Origin of the sequence: Phyllobacterium ifriqiyense (assembly GCF_030817885.1) — a bacterium.
Lineage (GTDB): Bacteria > Pseudomonadota > Alphaproteobacteria > Rhizobiales > Rhizobiaceae > Phyllobacterium > Phyllobacterium ifriqiyense.
In genome coordinates this window covers 2,801,805-2,818,223 of record NZ_JAUSZT010000003.1, presented here as the reverse complement: position 1 = coordinate 2,818,223, position 16,419 = coordinate 2,801,805, and the positions used below count along the sequence as shown (strand labels likewise).

Annotated in this window: 15 protein-coding genes; 7 read left to right on the top strand and 8 right to left on the bottom strand. The window is 53.0% G+C overall.

Annotated features, from left to right (window positions below):
* Positions 1 to 10 precede the first annotated feature (10 nt).
* The 3 genes from QFZ34_RS21430 to QFZ34_RS21420 are packed head-to-tail and all read right to left on the bottom strand — an operon-like array spanning position 11 to position 3,153.
* A complete protein-coding gene (locus QFZ34_RS21430) occupies positions 11 to 1,174 on the bottom strand; it encodes an acyl-CoA dehydrogenase family protein (protein ID WP_307285325.1) in 1,164 nt (387 codons plus the stop codon).
* 4 nt (positions 1,175 to 1,178) lie between these two features.
* Positions 1,179 to 2,243, bottom strand: coding sequence for a carnitine 3-dehydrogenase (locus QFZ34_RS21425; protein ID WP_307285322.1), 1,065 nt, complete (start codon positions 2,241 to 2,243; stop codon positions 1,179 to 1,181).
* Positions 2,244 to 2,247: 4 nt separating this feature from the next.
* Positions 2,248 to 3,153 (bottom strand): beta-keto acid cleavage family enzyme, encoded by a 906-nt coding sequence (locus tag QFZ34_RS21420; protein ID WP_307285319.1) that lies wholly within the window; start codon positions 3,151 to 3,153, stop codon positions 2,248 to 2,250.
* 90 nt (positions 3,154 to 3,243) lie between these two features.
* Here QFZ34_RS21420 and QFZ34_RS21415 point away from each other — a divergent pair, with 90 nt between their 5' ends.
* Positions 3,244 to 4,212, top strand: coding sequence for a GlxA family transcriptional regulator (locus QFZ34_RS21415; protein WP_307285316.1), 969 nt, complete (start codon positions 3,244 to 3,246; stop codon positions 4,210 to 4,212).
* A 79-nt stretch (positions 4,213 to 4,291) separates the two neighbouring features.
* A complete protein-coding gene (locus QFZ34_RS21410) occupies positions 4,292 to 4,783 on the top strand; it encodes a thioesterase family protein (protein WP_307285313.1) in 492 nt (163 codons plus the stop codon).
* On the opposite strand, the gene QFZ34_RS21405 is transcribed toward QFZ34_RS21410, so the two are convergent.
* Positions 4,770 to 5,678, bottom strand: a complete 909-nt coding sequence (locus QFZ34_RS21405) for a LysR substrate-binding domain-containing protein (RefSeq protein ID WP_307285310.1) — start codon at positions 5,676 to 5,678, stop codon at positions 4,770 to 4,772. The genes QFZ34_RS21410 and QFZ34_RS21405 overlap by 14 nt on opposite strands.
* 151 nt (positions 5,679 to 5,829) lie before the next feature.
* On the opposite strand from QFZ34_RS21405, the gene QFZ34_RS21400 reads away from it, so the two are divergent.
* From QFZ34_RS21400 to QFZ34_RS21390, 3 genes are read left to right on the top strand one after another with little or no spacing between them, the layout of a single operon-like run.
* The gene (locus QFZ34_RS21400; protein ID WP_115052971.1) at positions 5,830 to 7,062 is read left to right on the top strand and encodes an aromatic ring-hydroxylating oxygenase subunit alpha; all 1,233 of its coding nucleotides are present in this window, start codon (positions 5,830 to 5,832) and stop codon (positions 7,060 to 7,062) included.
* A gap of 28 nt (positions 7,063 to 7,090) precedes the next feature.
* On the top strand, positions 7,091 to 9,538 hold the full coding sequence (locus QFZ34_RS21395) for a GcvT family protein (RefSeq protein ID WP_307285305.1): 2,448 nt from the start codon (positions 7,091 to 7,093) through the stop codon (positions 9,536 to 9,538).
* Entirely contained in the window at positions 9,535 to 11,979 is a 2,445-nt protein-coding gene (locus tag QFZ34_RS21390) for a GcvT family protein (protein WP_307285302.1), read from the top strand. The genes QFZ34_RS21395 and QFZ34_RS21390 overlap by 4 nt, the downstream gene beginning before the upstream one ends.
* Before the next feature lie 395 nt (positions 11,980 to 12,374).
* Here QFZ34_RS21390 and QFZ34_RS21385 read toward each other — a convergent pair whose 3' ends face one another.
* Together QFZ34_RS21385 and QFZ34_RS21380 are read right to left on the bottom strand one after the other, a co-directional pair.
* Positions 12,375 to 12,722: an antibiotic biosynthesis monooxygenase family protein gene (locus QFZ34_RS21385; RefSeq protein ID WP_115052974.1), complete on the bottom strand. Its 348-nt coding sequence runs from the start codon at positions 12,720 to 12,722 to the stop codon at positions 12,375 to 12,377.
* The gene (locus QFZ34_RS21380; RefSeq protein ID WP_307285298.1) at positions 12,719 to 13,048 is read right to left on the bottom strand and encodes an NIPSNAP family protein; all 330 of its coding nucleotides are present in this window, start codon (positions 13,046 to 13,048) and stop codon (positions 12,719 to 12,721) included. The genes QFZ34_RS21385 and QFZ34_RS21380 overlap by 4 nt, the downstream gene beginning before the upstream one ends.
* Before the next feature lie 192 nt (positions 13,049 to 13,240).
* On the opposite strand from QFZ34_RS21380, the gene QFZ34_RS21375 reads away from it, so the two are divergent.
* The gene (locus QFZ34_RS21375) at positions 13,241 to 13,936 is read left to right on the top strand and encodes an ArsR/SmtB family transcription factor (RefSeq protein WP_115052975.1); all 696 of its coding nucleotides are present in this window, start codon (positions 13,241 to 13,243) and stop codon (positions 13,934 to 13,936) included.
* On the opposite strand, the gene QFZ34_RS21370 is transcribed toward QFZ34_RS21375, so the two are convergent.
* Complete coding sequence (locus tag QFZ34_RS21370; RefSeq protein ID WP_307285294.1) at positions 13,933 to 14,646, bottom strand: SDR family oxidoreductase; 714 nt, start codon at positions 14,644 to 14,646, stop codon at positions 13,933 to 13,935. The two genes, QFZ34_RS21375 and QFZ34_RS21370, sit on opposite strands and share 4 nt — an antisense overlap.
* 187 nt (positions 14,647 to 14,833) lie before the next feature.
* Between QFZ34_RS21370 and QFZ34_RS21365 the strand changes: the two genes are divergently transcribed.
* Complete coding sequence (locus QFZ34_RS21365; protein WP_307285291.1) at positions 14,834 to 15,496, top strand: YiaD family glycine zipper/OmpA-like lipoprotein; 663 nt, start codon at positions 14,834 to 14,836, stop codon at positions 15,494 to 15,496.
* Here the strand turns inward: QFZ34_RS21365 and QFZ34_RS21360 are convergent.
* The gene (locus QFZ34_RS21360) at positions 15,486 to 16,409 is read right to left on the bottom strand and encodes a pseudouridine-5'-phosphate glycosidase (protein WP_307285288.1); all 924 of its coding nucleotides are present in this window, start codon (positions 16,407 to 16,409) and stop codon (positions 15,486 to 15,488) included. The two genes, QFZ34_RS21365 and QFZ34_RS21360, sit on opposite strands and share 11 nt — an antisense overlap.
* Between the last annotated feature and the right edge of the window lie 10 nt (positions 16,410 to 16,419).

Genomic DNA, 16,419 nt, shown 5'->3' with positions numbered 1-16,419 from the left:
AAATACTCCGTTACGCGCCATGCGGACGGAGCAGGGCGCGCGATATGATATGCCGCTGAATCTCGGACGTGCCTTCCCAGATGCGCTCGACCCGGGCGTCGCGCCAAATTCGCTCCAGCGGCAGATCATCCATCAATCCCATTCCGCCATGAATCTGGATCGCTTCATCGGCAACGAAAGCCAGCATTTCAGTGGCTTTGAGCTTGGCCATTGCCATATCCTGATCCGTAACGGTGCCTTGATCGAATTTCCAGCCGGCTTCAAACGTGAGCAGATCCGCCGCTTTTAATTCAGTTGCCATATCAGCCAATTTGAACGACACACCCTGAAACTTGCCGATCTGCTGGCCGAACTGCTGACGTTGGGCAGCATATTCAATGGCATGATCCAGCGCGCGCTCAGCACGGCCCAAGCAGGTGGCTGCAACCTGCAAACGGGTAGCCCCGAGCCAGGTATTGGCCACTTCAAAGCCTTTATGCACTTCACCCAGAATAGCATCTTGCGGCAAGCGGCAATCATCGAACTCGATAATCGCATTGCTATATCCACGGTGCGAAACATTGCGGTAGCCTTCGCGGATGGTCATGCCCGGATGACCTTTATCGACAAAGAATGCCGTGATTTTCTTTTTCTTGCCGCGCGGTGTGTCTTCCTCGCCTGACGCCACAAAAAGAATAACGAAATCGGCCTCAAGCGCGTGGCTTATGAAGTGTTTCGTGCCATTCACCACCCAATCGCCATTATTCTCGACGGCAGATGCTTTCATGCCGCGCAAATCGGAACCAGCGCCGGGCTCTGTCATGGCCAGACAATCGGATTTCTCGCCCCGAATACATGGATAGAGATATTTCTCTTTTTGTGCGTCAGTTCCCGCGAGCAATATATTCGACGGACGTCCGACACAGGTCCAGTGCAGGGCATAGTTTGCGCGGCCGAGTTCTTTTTCATAGAGCAGCCAGGTAACAGTATCGAGACCAGCACCGCCAACTGATTCCGGCATGTTGGCCGCATAAAGGCCTGCTTCAATGGCCTTTTGCTTCAACTCGTCCGCGAGTTCTTTTCGCAGGATGCCAGTGCGTTCGACTTCTGCCTCATGCGGATAAAGCTCATTCTCGACAAAAGCCCGCGTCGTATCAACGATCAGGCGTTGTTCTTCCGAAAGACCAAAATCCATTGTTTCAGCCTTTCTTCTTTTTGGGCTTACTCGTCACGGCCTTTGCTGCTGCCTTGGACAGAGCGGGTTTTTGTGCCAGTTTTGAAAGGCGCTTCGTATAGTCCTTATAGAGCGCACCAGCACCCCACCCTTTGCCCTTATTCTGCTTGGAAAGAGCATCCATGATGGCCACGAGATTGTCGTCACGTATGCGTTCGAGTTCACGAATGGAAAGTCCGTGAGCCTGTTCGTCAGATTGGTTGGCAATCTTGTCGACCAGTTCTTCGGTCAGTTCCGGCACATCCATGAGCTTGGTCCATGGCCATGACAGGCACGGACCGAACTGGGCAATGAAATGACGCATCCCGGCTTCGCCTCCAGCAACGCGGTAGACCTGGAACATACCCATTTGCGCCCAGCGAATGCCGAAGGAGTAGCGCATGATGTCGTCAAGTTCTTCAACGGTCGTGATGTCATCTTTGATGAGCCAGAGAGCTTCGCGCCAAACAGCTTCAAGCAGGCGATCACCGACGAAAGCTTCAATTTCCTTGCGAATGACCACAGGTTTCATGCCGATAGACGCGTAAAGTTCCCGCGCTTTTTCGACCGCTTCCGGAGATGTCAGTTTGCCTCCGACAATCTCCACCAATGGCAAAAGGTAGACCGGATTGTAGGGGTGGCCAACAACCAGACGTTCCGGGTGTTTCATTGATGTCTGCATGTCAGAGGGGAGAATGCCGGAAGTCGAAGACCCAATGATCGCGGTCACATCGGCATATTTGTCTATCTCTGCCAGCACTTTGTGTTTCAGGTCGAGACGTTCGGGAACGCTTTCCTGGATGAAATTTGCACCAGCAACGGCTTCCTCAATCGACTTGGCAAAAGTCAACTTGCCTTCTTTAGGCAGCCCATCCGGCAACATCGTCTTGTAGGCGCGACGCGAATTCTTCATCACCTCGCTGACTTTGCGTTCTGCTTCCGGATCGGGATCGAATATTGAAACATCAATTCCGTTGAGAAGCAGGCGGGCTACCCAGCCAGCACCAATAACTCCGCCACCGACAGCGGCTGCCTTGCGAATGCTTGCCATGATTTTACCAGCCCTTTGTCAATTTCATGCGTTCACGAACTTCTTGAGGACCGAGAATACGGGCTCCCATGCCTTCGGCAACTTTTACGGCTCGTTCTACCAATGGGCCGTTTGTCGCCAGCACGCCTTTATCGAGCCAGATATTATCTTCCAGACCGACACGGATATTTCCGCCCGCAAGCATCGCCATTGCCGCATAGGGCATTTGGTTGCGACCAATAGAAAATGCGGAAAAGGTCCAGTTGGAGGGCAGGTTGTTGGTCAGGGCAAGCAATGTACCAATATCGTCTGGCGCACCCCAAGGAATACCCATGCAGAGTTGAACCATAACAGGATCATCGAGCAGACCCTGATCATAGAGCCATTTGGCGAGAAGGAGGTGACCCGTGTCGAAGATTTCGACTTCAGGGCGAACGCCCAGCGCCTGAATCTGTGCTGCCATTGCTTTCAGCATGGCTGGCGTATTGGTCATGACATAGTCGCCTTCACCAAAATTCATGGTGCCACAGTCGAGCGTGCAGATTTCGGGGCGAAGTTTAGCCACATGTTCCAAACGCTCCGTCGCGCCGGCCATGTCCGTTCCATCTGCGGAAGGCGGCATAGGCTGCTCGACACTGCCGAGCGTCAGATCCCCGCCCATGCCTGCGGTCAAATTGAGCACCATGTCCACGCCAGAGGCCTTTATGTGCTCAACGACTTCCGTGTAGAGAGTTATATCGCGTGAACCCTTACCAGTTTTCGGGTCGCGTACGTGAATATGAGCAATCGCAGCACCCGTATTGGCAGCGGCAATACACTCATCAGCAATCTGGCGGGGAGTTACCGGCACCTTGTCCGAACGGCCTGTCGTGTCGCCAGCGCCAGTAACGGCGCAAGTGATAAATACTTCGCGATTGGGGGTAAGTCCCATTTGTCTGCTCCCATTATTTATTGACCTGATCATGCCCCCATTGCCAAGGAATGCTTTGCGATATACGAATTGAAATTGATGAATAACGAAATGTCTCCACTGCTTTTGCCCAATACCGAGCCGGTAAATGTAACGGTTCTCGTATTCAGTGGCGCTTCCCTGATGTGTGTTGCCTCGACAATTGACCCCATGCGAGCAGCGAACCGGGTTTCAGGCGCATCATTGTTCAAATGGCAAGTCGTTTCCCTTGACGGTAAACCCACCATGACGACCTGTGGCTTGCCTATCGCTGTTTCCGGTCAGTTTAATGCATCGGAAAAGGGCGATATGCTGCTAGTCGTCGGGGGCTTTGGCACTGCCGATATCGCTCGCACAACATTCACTGCAAATTTGCGGCGGGCAGTACACAATTATCAAATGATCGGCGGCATCGAGGCAGGTTCATGGTTGCTCGGACGTGCCGGACTATTGACCGGGCGTCGCGCAACCACCCATTGGGAAGATATGGAGGAGTTTACCGCAGAGTTTCCTGATGCGGACATCAGACCGGATCGCTATGTCATTGATGGCCCGGTTTTCACGAGCGGCGGCGCATCGCCGACTTTCGATCTCATGCTGCATTTGATCCGCTCGCGCTACGGCATGTCGGTCGCGCTCGATGTTGCAAGCGTGTTCATCTATGACGAGGCCCATGCGTCCAATGATGCACAGCCTTTGGTCTCACTCGGAAGACTGGACAATGTGCATCCAAAGCTAGCGGTCGCTATCCGATTGATGGAAGGTCATATCGAGCAGCCGCTGACGGTTGGAGCAATCGCCAAACGATGCGGACTTAGTGCCCGAAGCCTTGAGAAGATATTTGCAAAAGCTGTCGGGGAAGGGCCGGGGCGGTACTATCTGCGCTTGCGCTTGAAAGTCGCGCGCAGACTCATTACCGATACCAAGTCGCCGCTTGCCGATATTGCTGCACGAACGGGATTTTCCTCTGCAGCAGCGTTCACCCGCACATTTCGGAGTTTTGAAGGCAAGCCGCCAAGTGCGTTTCGACCTATTCAATGAGAGTCGCTTTTGACAAAGCGATGAATTGCCCATCCATGCTTCAAGCTAAAACATCAATTTCCAGAGTCAGGAGCACTCGATGCTAATCAATCATCAGTCCGGAGAATTATACAGGTCAGCACCGATCTCCATGGAAAAGGAGTGGATTGACTATAATGGCCATCTGAACATGGCTTATTACAATGTAGTGTTTGATCGTGGTGGCGATGAGTTTCTGGCCGAGCTGGGCTTTGGGCCCCAATATGCCGCCGCACGCAGGCTTACGATATACACGGCGGAAGTGCATATTTGCTACGTTCAGGAAATTCATCTCGACCATCTCGTCACGGTTACAAGCCAACTCATTGATTTCGATGGCAAGCGCCTTCATACCTATAATGAGATTGTTCATGTTGACGGATGGCTGGCGGCGACCGCGGAAGTCCTGTCATTGCATGTTGATATGAATGGTCCAAAAGTGGTGCCGTTTCCAGACGATGTTTTGCCAAAGCTTGAATTTTACAAAGAGGCACACGAGAAATTGCCAAGGCCTGAGCGCGTAGGCCGGGCAATAGGCATCAAGAAGAAGTGACACGGCTGAATTGATCGGCCAGCCAGTTCTCGAACCTTTTTATGCGTGCTTCGCCAACGCGCTCTTTGCGGCAGATCATATACCAGGCACCGGGCTGTGGCACCTTCAACGAGAACGGGGCGACCAGCCTGCCAGCCTTGATATCTTCCTGGACCAGAAAGTCAGGGGCAACGACAACTCCCTGACCATCGAGCGCCGATTGTAACGCCGCAAGATAGGTGTCGAACTTCAAAGTATCAGTTCTTGCCGTGTCGGTGATACCAGCAGCATCGAGCCAGGTGCCCCAGTCCTCCGGCGCAGTGTAAAGTGCCAGGCGGGGTACTTTTCCAAGAGCTTTGGCATCAGTATCCCCGGTAATGCGCTCAGCAACTGCCGGACTGCATACCGGACACATTTGGGCTTTTACCAATTGGCGATAATGCAGATTCATGCGCTCCGGACGTGTGGTATGGATAATGCCAATATCAGAACTATCGATGTTCAATTCCCAATCCAGTTGGCTTGTACCGATGCGGATGGCAAGATTTGGATTGATCTTCCGAAAGTCAGTCAAGCGCGGAATAAGCCAGCGAATGGCGAAGGTCGCATAGGTCTCGATGGCAAGATCGTCTGCAGTGCCGATGCGGTTTATAAGTGCCGTGCCGCGCGCAATCTTTTCGAATGCGTCGCGCATATAGGGATAATACAGCGTTCCGGAATCTGTGAGCGAAACGCCGCGTGGCAGCCGCTCAAACAGCTTGACGCCAAGGATCGTTTCAAGCTCTGCAATGCGGTGGCTTATCGCAGACTGCGTCACCCCAAGTTCATCACCTGCAAGCCGAAAGCTCAAAAGCCGCGCTGATGCCTCAAAGGCTCGGAGCGAACCCAGCGGCGGTATTCTTGGCTTGGACATCATTGGTGAAAACTTTCACATTGAGACGGGTGAGAATAATTCATGTCTTTATGAGTAACCATCGCTTGAATGCTGCGCAATGCGGAATCATTCTAAACTGAGACGCGCACTTTGAGAAAACAAGCGTCCGGGAACAATGCTTTCGGAGAATAAAATGGGTGCAGAACAGGCATTTGCAGAAATTGCGCCGCCTCTGGAGAAGATTGATCGGCTAATCGCGGAACATAGAGCGGGTCATGGTCTCGTTCGGGCCTTCTACATGGACCCGGATATCTATGCGCGGGATATGGAACGTGTGTTCCGCCGCCATTGGCATTGTATCGGGCATGCCAGCATTATCCCGAATGCCGGTGATTTTGAGCTGTTCAAGATTGATACGGAAGCTGTCATTGTTTCGCGCACGGAAGACGGTTCCATCCACGCATTTCTGAATGTCTGCCGCCATAGAGGCGCAGAGGTTTGCACAAAATCCAAGGGCAATGCGCGCTTTTTCGTCTGCCCCTATCATGCCTGGACCTATACCAATGATGGCAGCCTACGAGCTGCACGGCTTATGCCGAGAGATTTTGACCGCAACGCTCATGGATTGAAAAAATTGCATGTGCGTGTTGCTGAAGGTTTGATTTTCATCTGCTTTGCCGACGAACCTCTAGATTTTTCAGTTGTAGAGCAGTCACTGCGCACGACTTGTGGGCAATATGGCTGGGCGGATGCCAAAGTAGCACATCGGGAGACCTATCCAGTTGATGCCAACTGGAAGCTGGCCGTTGAAAATTACGTCGAATGCTATCATTGCGGTCCGGCTCATCCGGAATATTCGCAAACCCATGCGCTGGAGCAGCCCGCAGAGAAAATCGTAGAGCTTAATGCGCGTATGGAGCAGCGCACCTGCGCACTCGGTATAGATATTGCTACGGGAGATCATTGGCAAAGTTCAGCGCAGGGATATGAGGCAATCCACACTTTCCGCTATGCGCTTTATGACGGCGTTTCGAGCGGCAGCGAGGATGGATCGCCAGTTGGTCCGCTAATGGGCCGCTTCACCCAATTTGATGGCGGGGTAACATCCATCCACCTTGGAGGCACGAGCTTTCTGGTCTGCTATCCAGACCATGGCATGATCTATCGCTTCATTCCGAAAACAGTCGATACGTGTGAAATGGAGTTGATCTGGCTGGTGCGAGGCGATGCCGAAGAAGGCAAGGATTACGATCTCGAAAAGCTTACCTGGTTGTGGAAAGTAACCACCGCCGAAGACAAGACGATTATCGAGCATACCTCGCGGGGTGTTCGTTCGCATTACTTTGTGCCGGGGCCAATCGCACCAATGGAATATAACGAGTTGCGGTACATCCAGTGGTACCTCGATGAAATCGCACGGGCCTGAAACAGCATGATAATGCGGGAGACTATGTATGTCTGATTTTCCAACATCGGCGCGCGTCGTCATCATAGGCGGCGGGGCAGTCGGTGTTTCTTCGCTTTACCATCTGGCAAAAGCGGGCTGGACGGATTGTGTGCTGCTTGAGAAAAACGAGCTGACATCAGGTTCCACTTGGCATGCGGCGGGCAACGTACCCACATTTTCGGCTTCGTGGTCCGTAATGAATATGCAGCGTTATTCAGCCGAGCTTTATCGGGGGCTCGCTGCCGAAGTTGACTACCCAATGAATTATCATGTCACCGGTTCGTTGCGCCTTGCTCATACCAAGGAACGCATGCGCGAGTTTCAGCGCGTCAAGAGCATGGGCCGATATCAAGGAATGGATATTGATGTGCTGGGCGTTGACGAAATCAATGGCCGCTATCCATTCATTGCGACGCATGAGCTGGCCGGTGCGCTTTATGATCCCAATGATGGAGATATTGACCCGGCACAGCTCACGCAGGCTTTGGCAAAAGGCGCGCGTGATTTGGGCGCCAAGATTATTCGGTTCTGTCCCGCTACAGGAGCGCGGCGCGAAAATGAAGAGTGGATCATTACAACCCCGCAAGGCGAAATTCGCTGCGAATATGTAGTCAATGCAGCTGGCTATCGCGCGCAAGAAATTGGAAAATTGTTCGGGCGCGATGTCCCGATGATGGTGATGAGCCATCAATATTTGCTCTTTGATGAAATTCCGGAAATTGCAGCATGGTCTAGGGAGCACGGCCAAAAGCTACCGCTTCTCCGCGATGTCGATTCCTCTTATTACCTTCGACAAGAAAAGAACGGCATGAATCTTGGGCCTTATGAGCGCAATTGCCGTGCGCATTGGGCAACAGCAGACGATCCAATGCCGGATGATTTCTCTTTCCAGCTCTTCCCGGATGATCTTGAGCGATTGGAATGGTATCTCAACGATGCAATCGCGCGTGTTCCCATCCTCGGGACTGCCGGATTGTCGAAAATCATTAATGGTCCCATTCCTTATGCTCCAGACGGCAATCCGCTGATCGGGCCTATGCCCGGTGTTCCCAATGCGTTTGAGGCATGTGTATTTACATTCGGCATTGCACAGGCCGGAGGAGCAGGAAAAGTTCTCGCAGAATGGGTGATGGAGGGCGCGACCGAGTGGGATATGTGGTCCTGCGATCCACGCCGCTTTACCGGCTTTACGGATAAGGACTACTGCGTTGCCAAGGGCATGGAAGTCTACGGGCACGAATATGCCATTCATTTCCCCCGTCATACTTGGCCAGCAGGGCGCAATAAAAAGCTTTCGCCAATCCATGATCGTATTGCAGGATTGGGCGCGCAGTTCGGCGCATATAATGGTTGGGAACGGGCAAACTGGTATGCGCAACCCAGCGACGATATTTCCGAAGAGGCGACACAGACTTTTACGCGGGAAGGGCCATGGCAAAAGCGCATCCGCGAAGAATGCCACGCGGTTCGCGATGCGGTCGGCATTCTCGATCTGCCGGGATTCTCGCGTTTTAAAGTGAGCGGTGAGGGTGCGCGCGCCTGGTTGACGACACTCGTCACAGGGATTGTGCCAAAGCCGGGCCGTATTGGACTCGGATATTTCTCGGATGACAAGGGCCGCGTTGTCACCGAAATGTCCATCATGGCCATTGATGAGGATGTATTCTTTCTCATTACTGCGGGTGTTGCTGAGTGGCATGACCGCGATTGGTTGATGAATCATCTTCCAAAAGATAGCGCCATTACGATCAGCAATGTTACAGATGATTTTTCATGCCAAATCGTCACGGGACCAAAAGCACGCGCATTGTTCAGTGATATTTGCGATGCGGACCTTGAGAAATCCTGGCTTTCACATCAGACGACACAGATCGCCGGGCGCTATTGCCAATTGGTGCGCGTGTCTTTTGCCGGTGAACTTGGCTGGGAAATCCATACGAAAATTGATGATACTGCGGCGATTTTCGACGCGGTTTGGGAAGCCGGCCAGAAATACGGGATCAAGCCATTCGGCATGTTTGCACTTGATTCATTGCGCCTGGAAAAAGGTTATCGCGCTTGGAAGGGTGATCTTTCGACCGACTATACGCCCCTGCAAAGTGGTCTTGAGCGCTTTATCAAATGGGAGAAGCCAGAATTTCTCGGCAAGAGCGCGCTTGAAAGTGAAAAGCAGCAGGGAGTGAAGAAACGCTTTGTTACACTCACGGTGGAAGCCGGAGATTGTGACGCGCCCTATATGTCCACGCTCTGGCATAATGGATCAATCGTGGGTGAAACCACGTCCGGTGGCTGGGGCCATCGCATTGATAAATCCATTGCCCTCGGCATGTTGAAAACTGAATTGACTGAACCTGGAACCGAAGTCGAAGTGGAAATCTTTGGCGAACGATACAAAGCAATGGTCCATCCGGACGAACCTCTCTGGGACCCAAAGAACGAAAGAATCCGCGCATGAGTTCTCTACCGGCCAAGGCCCGGGCCGTTATCATCGGCGGCGGTATTTCCGGCTGCTCTGTTGCATATCATCTGGCAAAGCTGGGGTGGACGGATATCGTCCTTCTCGAACGCAAACAACTGACTTCCGGCACGACATGGCATGCTGCCGGGTTGATCGGGCAGCTTCGTGCTTCGCAAAACATGACGCGTCTGGCGAAATATTCCGCCGATCTTTACGTCAAGCTCGAGGCCGAAACGGAAGTCGCCACCGGTATGCGACAGGTCGGATCAATTACAGTCGCATTGACCGAAGAGCGAAAGCACGAAATATATCGGCAGGCGTCACTGGCGCGGGCATTTGATGTGGACGTTAGGGAAATATCTCCTAATGAAGTCAAAGAGATGTATCCGCATCTTAATATCGCGGATGTAGTTGGCGCTGTGCATCTGCCGCTGGATGGACAATGTGATCCGGGCAATATCGCGATGGCCTTGGCGAAAGGTGCGCGGCAACGTGGCGCGAAGATCGTTGAGAACGTGAAGGTCACCGAGGTTCTCAAAAAGAATGGCCGGGTTGCGGGTGTGTCTTGGGCCAAGGGCGAGGAACAGGGAACAATCGAGACGGATGTTGTGATCAATTGCGCGGGAATGTGGGCGCGTGATCTGGCTGCGAGTTCCGGCGTCACTGTGCCACTGCATGCTTGCGAGCATTTCTATCTGGTTTCCGAGCCGATTGAGGGATTGGGGCGGTTGCCTGTACTTCGTGTCCCGGACGAATGCGCCTATTACAAAGAAGACGCCGGCAAGATGATGCTTGGCGCGTTCGAGCCCGTTGCCAAGCCATGGGGCATGAACGGCATTTCTGAAGATTTCTGCTTTGACCAGTTGCCGGAAGACTTTGAGCATTTTGAACCCATCCTCGAAATGGGTGTCAACCGAATGCCGATGCTCGGCACTGCTGGCATTCATACGTTTTTCAACGGCCCAGAAAGCTTCACGCCGGATGATAGGTATTATCTTGGTGAAGCGCCGGAATTGGGTGGGTACTGGGTTGCCGCGGGCTATAACTCTATCGGGATCGTGTCATCAGGCGGCGCAGGCATGGCGCTTGCGCAATGGATACATGATGGCGAGGCGCCATTCGATCTTTGGGAGGTTGATATTCGCCGCGCGCAACCATTCCAGAAAAACCGACGCTATCTGAAAGAGCGCGTTTCTGAAACGCTTGGGCTGCTCTACGCCGATCATTTTCCATATCGCCAGATGGCAACATCGCGCAATATTCGTCGCTCTCCAATCCATGAGCATCTCAAGGCGCGAGGCGCGGTTTTCGGCGAGGTAGCGGGTTGGGAACGGGCGAACTGGTTTGCCAAAGAAGGGCAGGAGCGCGAGTATCGCTATTCGTGGAAGCGGCAAAACTGGTTTGATAATCAACGCGATGAACATTTGGCCGTACGCAACGGCGTCGGTCTGTTCGATATGACGTCATTCGGTAAAATCCGCATCGAGGGCCGCGATGCGCTTGCATTTCTGCAAAAGCTTTGTGCCAACCAGCTTGATGTGGAAGCCGGTCGCATCGTCTACACGCAAATGCTCAATAATCGCGGAGGGATTGAAAGCGACCTGACAGTCACGCGGCTTTCCGAGACGTCATTTCTGGCCGTCGTGCCAGGGGCTACTTTGCAACGCGATCTGGCATGGATGCGCAAACATCTCAAGGACGAGTTTGTTGTCATCACAGACGCAACCGCCGCAGAATCGGTGCTTTGCCTCATGGGGCCAAAATCACGCGAGCTGATCCAGAAAGTCAGCCCCAATGATTTCTCCAATGAAGCCAATCCATTCGGTACGGCGCGGGAAATCGAGATTGGCATGGGGCTGGCCCGCGCGCACCGCGTAACTTATGTCGGTGAACTTGGCTGGGAGCTATATGTCTCGACCGATCAGACAGCGCATGTTTTCGAGCAGATCGAAGAGGCAGGGCGAGAACTCGGTTTAAAGCTCTGTGGGCTGCATACGCTTGATTCTTGCCGTATCGAGAAAGCCTTCAGGCATTTCGGCCACGACATCACCGATGAAGATCACATTTTGGAAGCAGGATTGGGTTTTGCGGTGAAGGTCGATAAGGGAGGCTTCATCGGTCGTGATGCTGTGTTGAACAAGAAAGAGGTCGGCCTTGACCGGCGGCTTGTGCAGTTTCGCCTCAGCGATCCGGAACCATTGCTGTTTCACAATGAGGCAATCATACGCGACGGCGCGATAGTCGGGACGATTACATCGGGCAATTATGGGCATCATCTTGGTGGAGCAGTCGGCCTCGGCTACGTCCCCGCAAAGGGTGAGACTGCCGATCAAATATTGGCTTCCTCCTATGAAATCGAAATTGCCGGAACGCGCGTCAAGGCGGAGGCTTCGTTGAAGCCGATCTATGATCCGAAGGCAGAACGGGTGCGAATGTAAATTAACGAATAGGGGCAGTTTCGCGTTTGGAAAAGCTTAACCGAAGACGTTTGTTACTTGCCTGAAAATCCAGCAAAACGGGCATAATTCAGCCCGTTGCGCTGCAGTTTGCCTTACTGGTTAAAGCTAATTTTTCATGAATTCAGATGATTTTAACCAAATGCGTTCAGGAGCCGTTCATCTTTTTAAGTTAAGTTTTAGCTAATTGATCGCTATCCGGCTTTGTCCGGTGAGCATGAGCATGAACCAAGGCACACGACAATGACCATGATTTTCCAGCTGCGCGATACGCTTCGTATTGTCCGTGAATTTGTTGTTCCAAGCTATCGGCCAGAGCGCCATTATATGCGTGGTCCTGGACCCGCTTGCGCACAACGCAATCACGGATCCAGCGTTCAGGCGTGATGATATACTCTCGCATCAAGCGGAGCCTCATCACGGGCACGCAATCCATAGTCGCGCATAACGGACGCGATCCTCAGCCGATAATCAGCAAAGATTCCGGCTCTGCCATCACTTTGGGCCATTCGATGTTCTTCGGTGTTGCGCCAAGCCGCAACTGACTCCTCGTCGCGCCAGAATGACAGTGACAGATAGCGGTTTTCATCCGATAGGCTGCGAAACCGTTCCACGGAAATAAATCCATCCATTGTTTCGAGTATTGGCCGCAGATTTGCGGCCCGCTCAAAATAGTCTTTGCCGCGTCCCTCTGCTGGCTCGACTTCGAAAATCACCGCTATCATTTGACTAATCCTCCATTCGTACCGGTCACAAGACGCAGAAAGGTTCGATCCTCGCGGCGAATAAAGCGTTTTTCCCTTGCGAATTCATAATTTGCTCGCCCAACCGGATCGGCCATAAGCCGGGAACGATATTCTTCATATGCGGCGAGATTTTCAATATTATATACCCCATAGGCCAGCGTAGATGACCCTTCATGTGGTGCGTAATAGCCGATCAGGTCGGCTCCGCAGCGAGGAATCGCTTCATTCCAATTGCGGGCATATTCCTCAAATGCATCTTTCTGAAACGGGTCTATCTCATATTGGATGAAACAGGTGATAGGCATTTTCGTTGCTCCTTTGTGACTGTCTTCACTATGAGTGAGCAGAACTATTGATGCTTCGAGGATGATCGAAGTGTTGCAGCCTTTTGAACCTGTCAGGAGACTTTGCGATGCGTCTTGATAGTTCGACCATTTCCGAAGCAACATGGCCTTGCTTCGCTCAATGTCTCACAAGTGACAACACGGAACCGCACCATGCCCAACAATGCACGATTTGCAGAAATAGCAGCCCTTGCCGGAGATCCGGGGCGCGCCAGCATGCTTACCGGCCTTATGGACGGGCGTGCGTTGACCGCATCTGAATTAGCGCAGTTGGCCGGGATTACAGCGCAGACTGCAAGCAGTCATTTGATGCGCATGACGGAAGCGGGCCTGTTACAGGTCGAAAAACAGGGCCGTCACCGCTATCATCGCCTTGCTTCCCCGGCAGTGGCGCAGATGATTGAAAGCATCATGCGACTGGCCGCACCTGCCGCACGCGGCAAGTCGGTCAGAACCGGGCCTCGTGATGCAGCATTGCGGGCAGGGCGCACATGCTACGACCACCTGGCGGGACATCTTGGCGTGTCCATTGCAGATACGTTGATCGATGCCGGTCATATTGATCTTGGAATCGATGCAGGCGAGGTGACATTGAGCGGAATCAAGCTGTTTGAAAGCGCGGGAATAAATGTTGAAACGATTACGGCAAAGAGCAGCCGTATTCTTTGCCGGCCATGCCTGGATTGGAGCGAGCGCAGGCCCCATCTCGCAGGCGCTATTGGTGCCGCTTTATGCAGCCACTGTTTCGATCAAGGTTGGATCAGGCGCATAGAAGGCACGCGTGCTGTGTCGATAACCCCCAATGGGCAGCGACAGCTACGCGCGACCTTTGGCGTTAACCTCGCCTAGACATGCCTTGTGATACCGCCATCGACGCGAATGTTCTGGCCGGTGATATAACCTGCATCGTCTGAAAGCAGGAAAGCTGCGGTCTTTGCGATTTCATTCATTGTGCCGACCCGTTTCATCGGCACATTGTCTCCGGTGCCTGGCTTGTGATCCAAACTATCGATAAAACCGGGTAAAAGCGCATTCATACGGATGTTATTTGCGCCATAACGATCAGCATAAAGCTTGGTATATGCGCCGACAGCAGCCCGATACGCGCAGGAAACAGGGAATACCAAGCTTGGCTCAAATGCTGCAAAGGTGGTAATATTCACCCAGGCACCTTTGCCTTGCTTGAGCATATAAGGCGTTACAAGCCGCGCCATGCGAACAACGCTCAGAACCATCAGATCATTGCCAGCAACCCACTTTTCATCGGTTATGTCGATCAAATCGCCCTTCGGCGGATGGCCGGTGTGGTTGACGACCGCATCCACACGTCCATAGGCCTCGACGGTTTTATTCACGAGTTGCTCCAGATCGCTCGCCTCGCCAGCCGAACCCTTGATGCCGATGGCCCCAAGCTCGGCAGCCAGTTCAACAGCGCTGCCCGATGGCGACATCAAGCCAAGCCTGTAGCCGCGATCGTGCAATTCCCGAGCTATGGCGGCGCCCATGCCGCGCCCTCCGCCAGTTATGATTGCGACGGGAGCTTGTGTTTTATCGGTCATCGTATCTGCCTTGATTTATTGAACTGGCAGAGCATGTTCGATCAACGCCATTGAAGCAAATGAATTTCAGGCCATACTTCGCTCAAATATATTGAACGATTGACAGGACAGGCCAAGGGAATTCGTTGGCGTTTTTTCGCCTAAATCAATTGTATATTCGCTGCCATATTCAACGGGGACTGATTCCATGATTAAGAAATTTGCCATCGCCTGTCTTGCGGCGACGTTTCTGGCAGGCTGTACAACGACTGACCCCTATACGGGCGAGCAGAAAATGTCGAACACCGCGGGCGGTGCTTTGATTGGTACGGCGGCTGGTGCTCTTGCCGGTCTGGCAGTTGGTGGCAGTGGACGGGCGCAGCGCAATGCCGTGCTGATCGGTGCTGGTCTTGGTGCTCTCGGTGGAGGTGCTATCGGCAATTACATGGATCGACAGGAATCGGAGTTGCGCGCGCAGCTGCAAGGTACCGGCGTATCCGTTACCCGGAATGGCGATCGCATCATTCTCAATATGCCGTCCGCCATCACCTTCAATATTGATCGCGACCAGGTAAAACCCGAGTTTTTCTCAACATTGGCGTCGGTTGCCGTTGTCTTGCGCAAGTTTGACCGGACCATTGTCGACGTTGCGGGTCACACGGACTCAACTGGCAGTATGGAACACAATCAGTTGCTTTCGGAGCGCCGCGCGCTTTCTGTTGCCAATTATCTGACGCAGCAGGGCATCGACAATCGCCGTTTCGACGTTCGTGGCTATGGCCCGACAGAGCCGGTCGCCAGCAATGCCAGCGAGTCCGGCCGCGCGCAAAACCGCCGCGTCGAGATTCAGATTTCGCCGCTTACCGAGTAGAGAGGGCCACCGCGATTTTTGCGGCGAGACGAGCATTATTCTCTACAAGGGCGATGTTTGCCACAAGGCTCTCACCCTTGGTTATCGTCAGTATTTCCGACAACAGGAATGGCGTTACGGCTTTACCGGTAATGCCATTTCTTGTTGCGCGGGAAAGTGCTTCGCTTATGTAGCCGGCCATGATTTCTGCAGGAATTTCGCTTGCCTGCGGAATGGGATTGGCAATCAACATGCCGCCAATAACGCCAATGGCTTCACGTGCTTTTTGAAAATCAGCAATGTTTTCGGCAGTATCAAGGCGCAGAGGCGCTTTGAGCGGAGATTGCCGCGACCAGAATGCCGGCATTGTATCTGAACCATAGACGACTACCGGCACGCCTTTTGTTTCAAGCACTTCGAGCGTTTTCTCAATGTCCAGAATTGCCTTCGCGCCTGCCGACACGACGATAACGGGCGTGCGGCCAAGCTCTTCCAGATCCGCAGATATGTCAAAGCTGGTTTCTGCACCCTTGTGGACACCCCCGATACCTCCGGTGGCAAAAACCTTGATACCAGCAAGATGAGCGGCGAGCATTGTAGCTGCAACGGTTGTTCCCCCGGTGCGGCCTTCGGACAGCGCAAATGCCAAATCGGCTCGGGAGAGTTTCATCGCTCCCTTCACTTGCGCAAGTGCTTCGCGCTCTTCAATGGAAAGACCAATTTTCAATCTCCCATCGACGATAGCGATTGTAGCGGGAACAGCACCTTCCTGCGTGATGATGGCCTCCACATCGGCTGCCATGCGGCTATTGTCTGGATAGGGCATGCCATGCGTAATGATTGTGCTTTCAAGGGCAACTACAGGCTTTCCTGCCGCGAGAGCGTTTTCCACATCACTGGAGATGTCCGTGTATTGGTTCAGGTTCATTGTCATTATCGCTTCC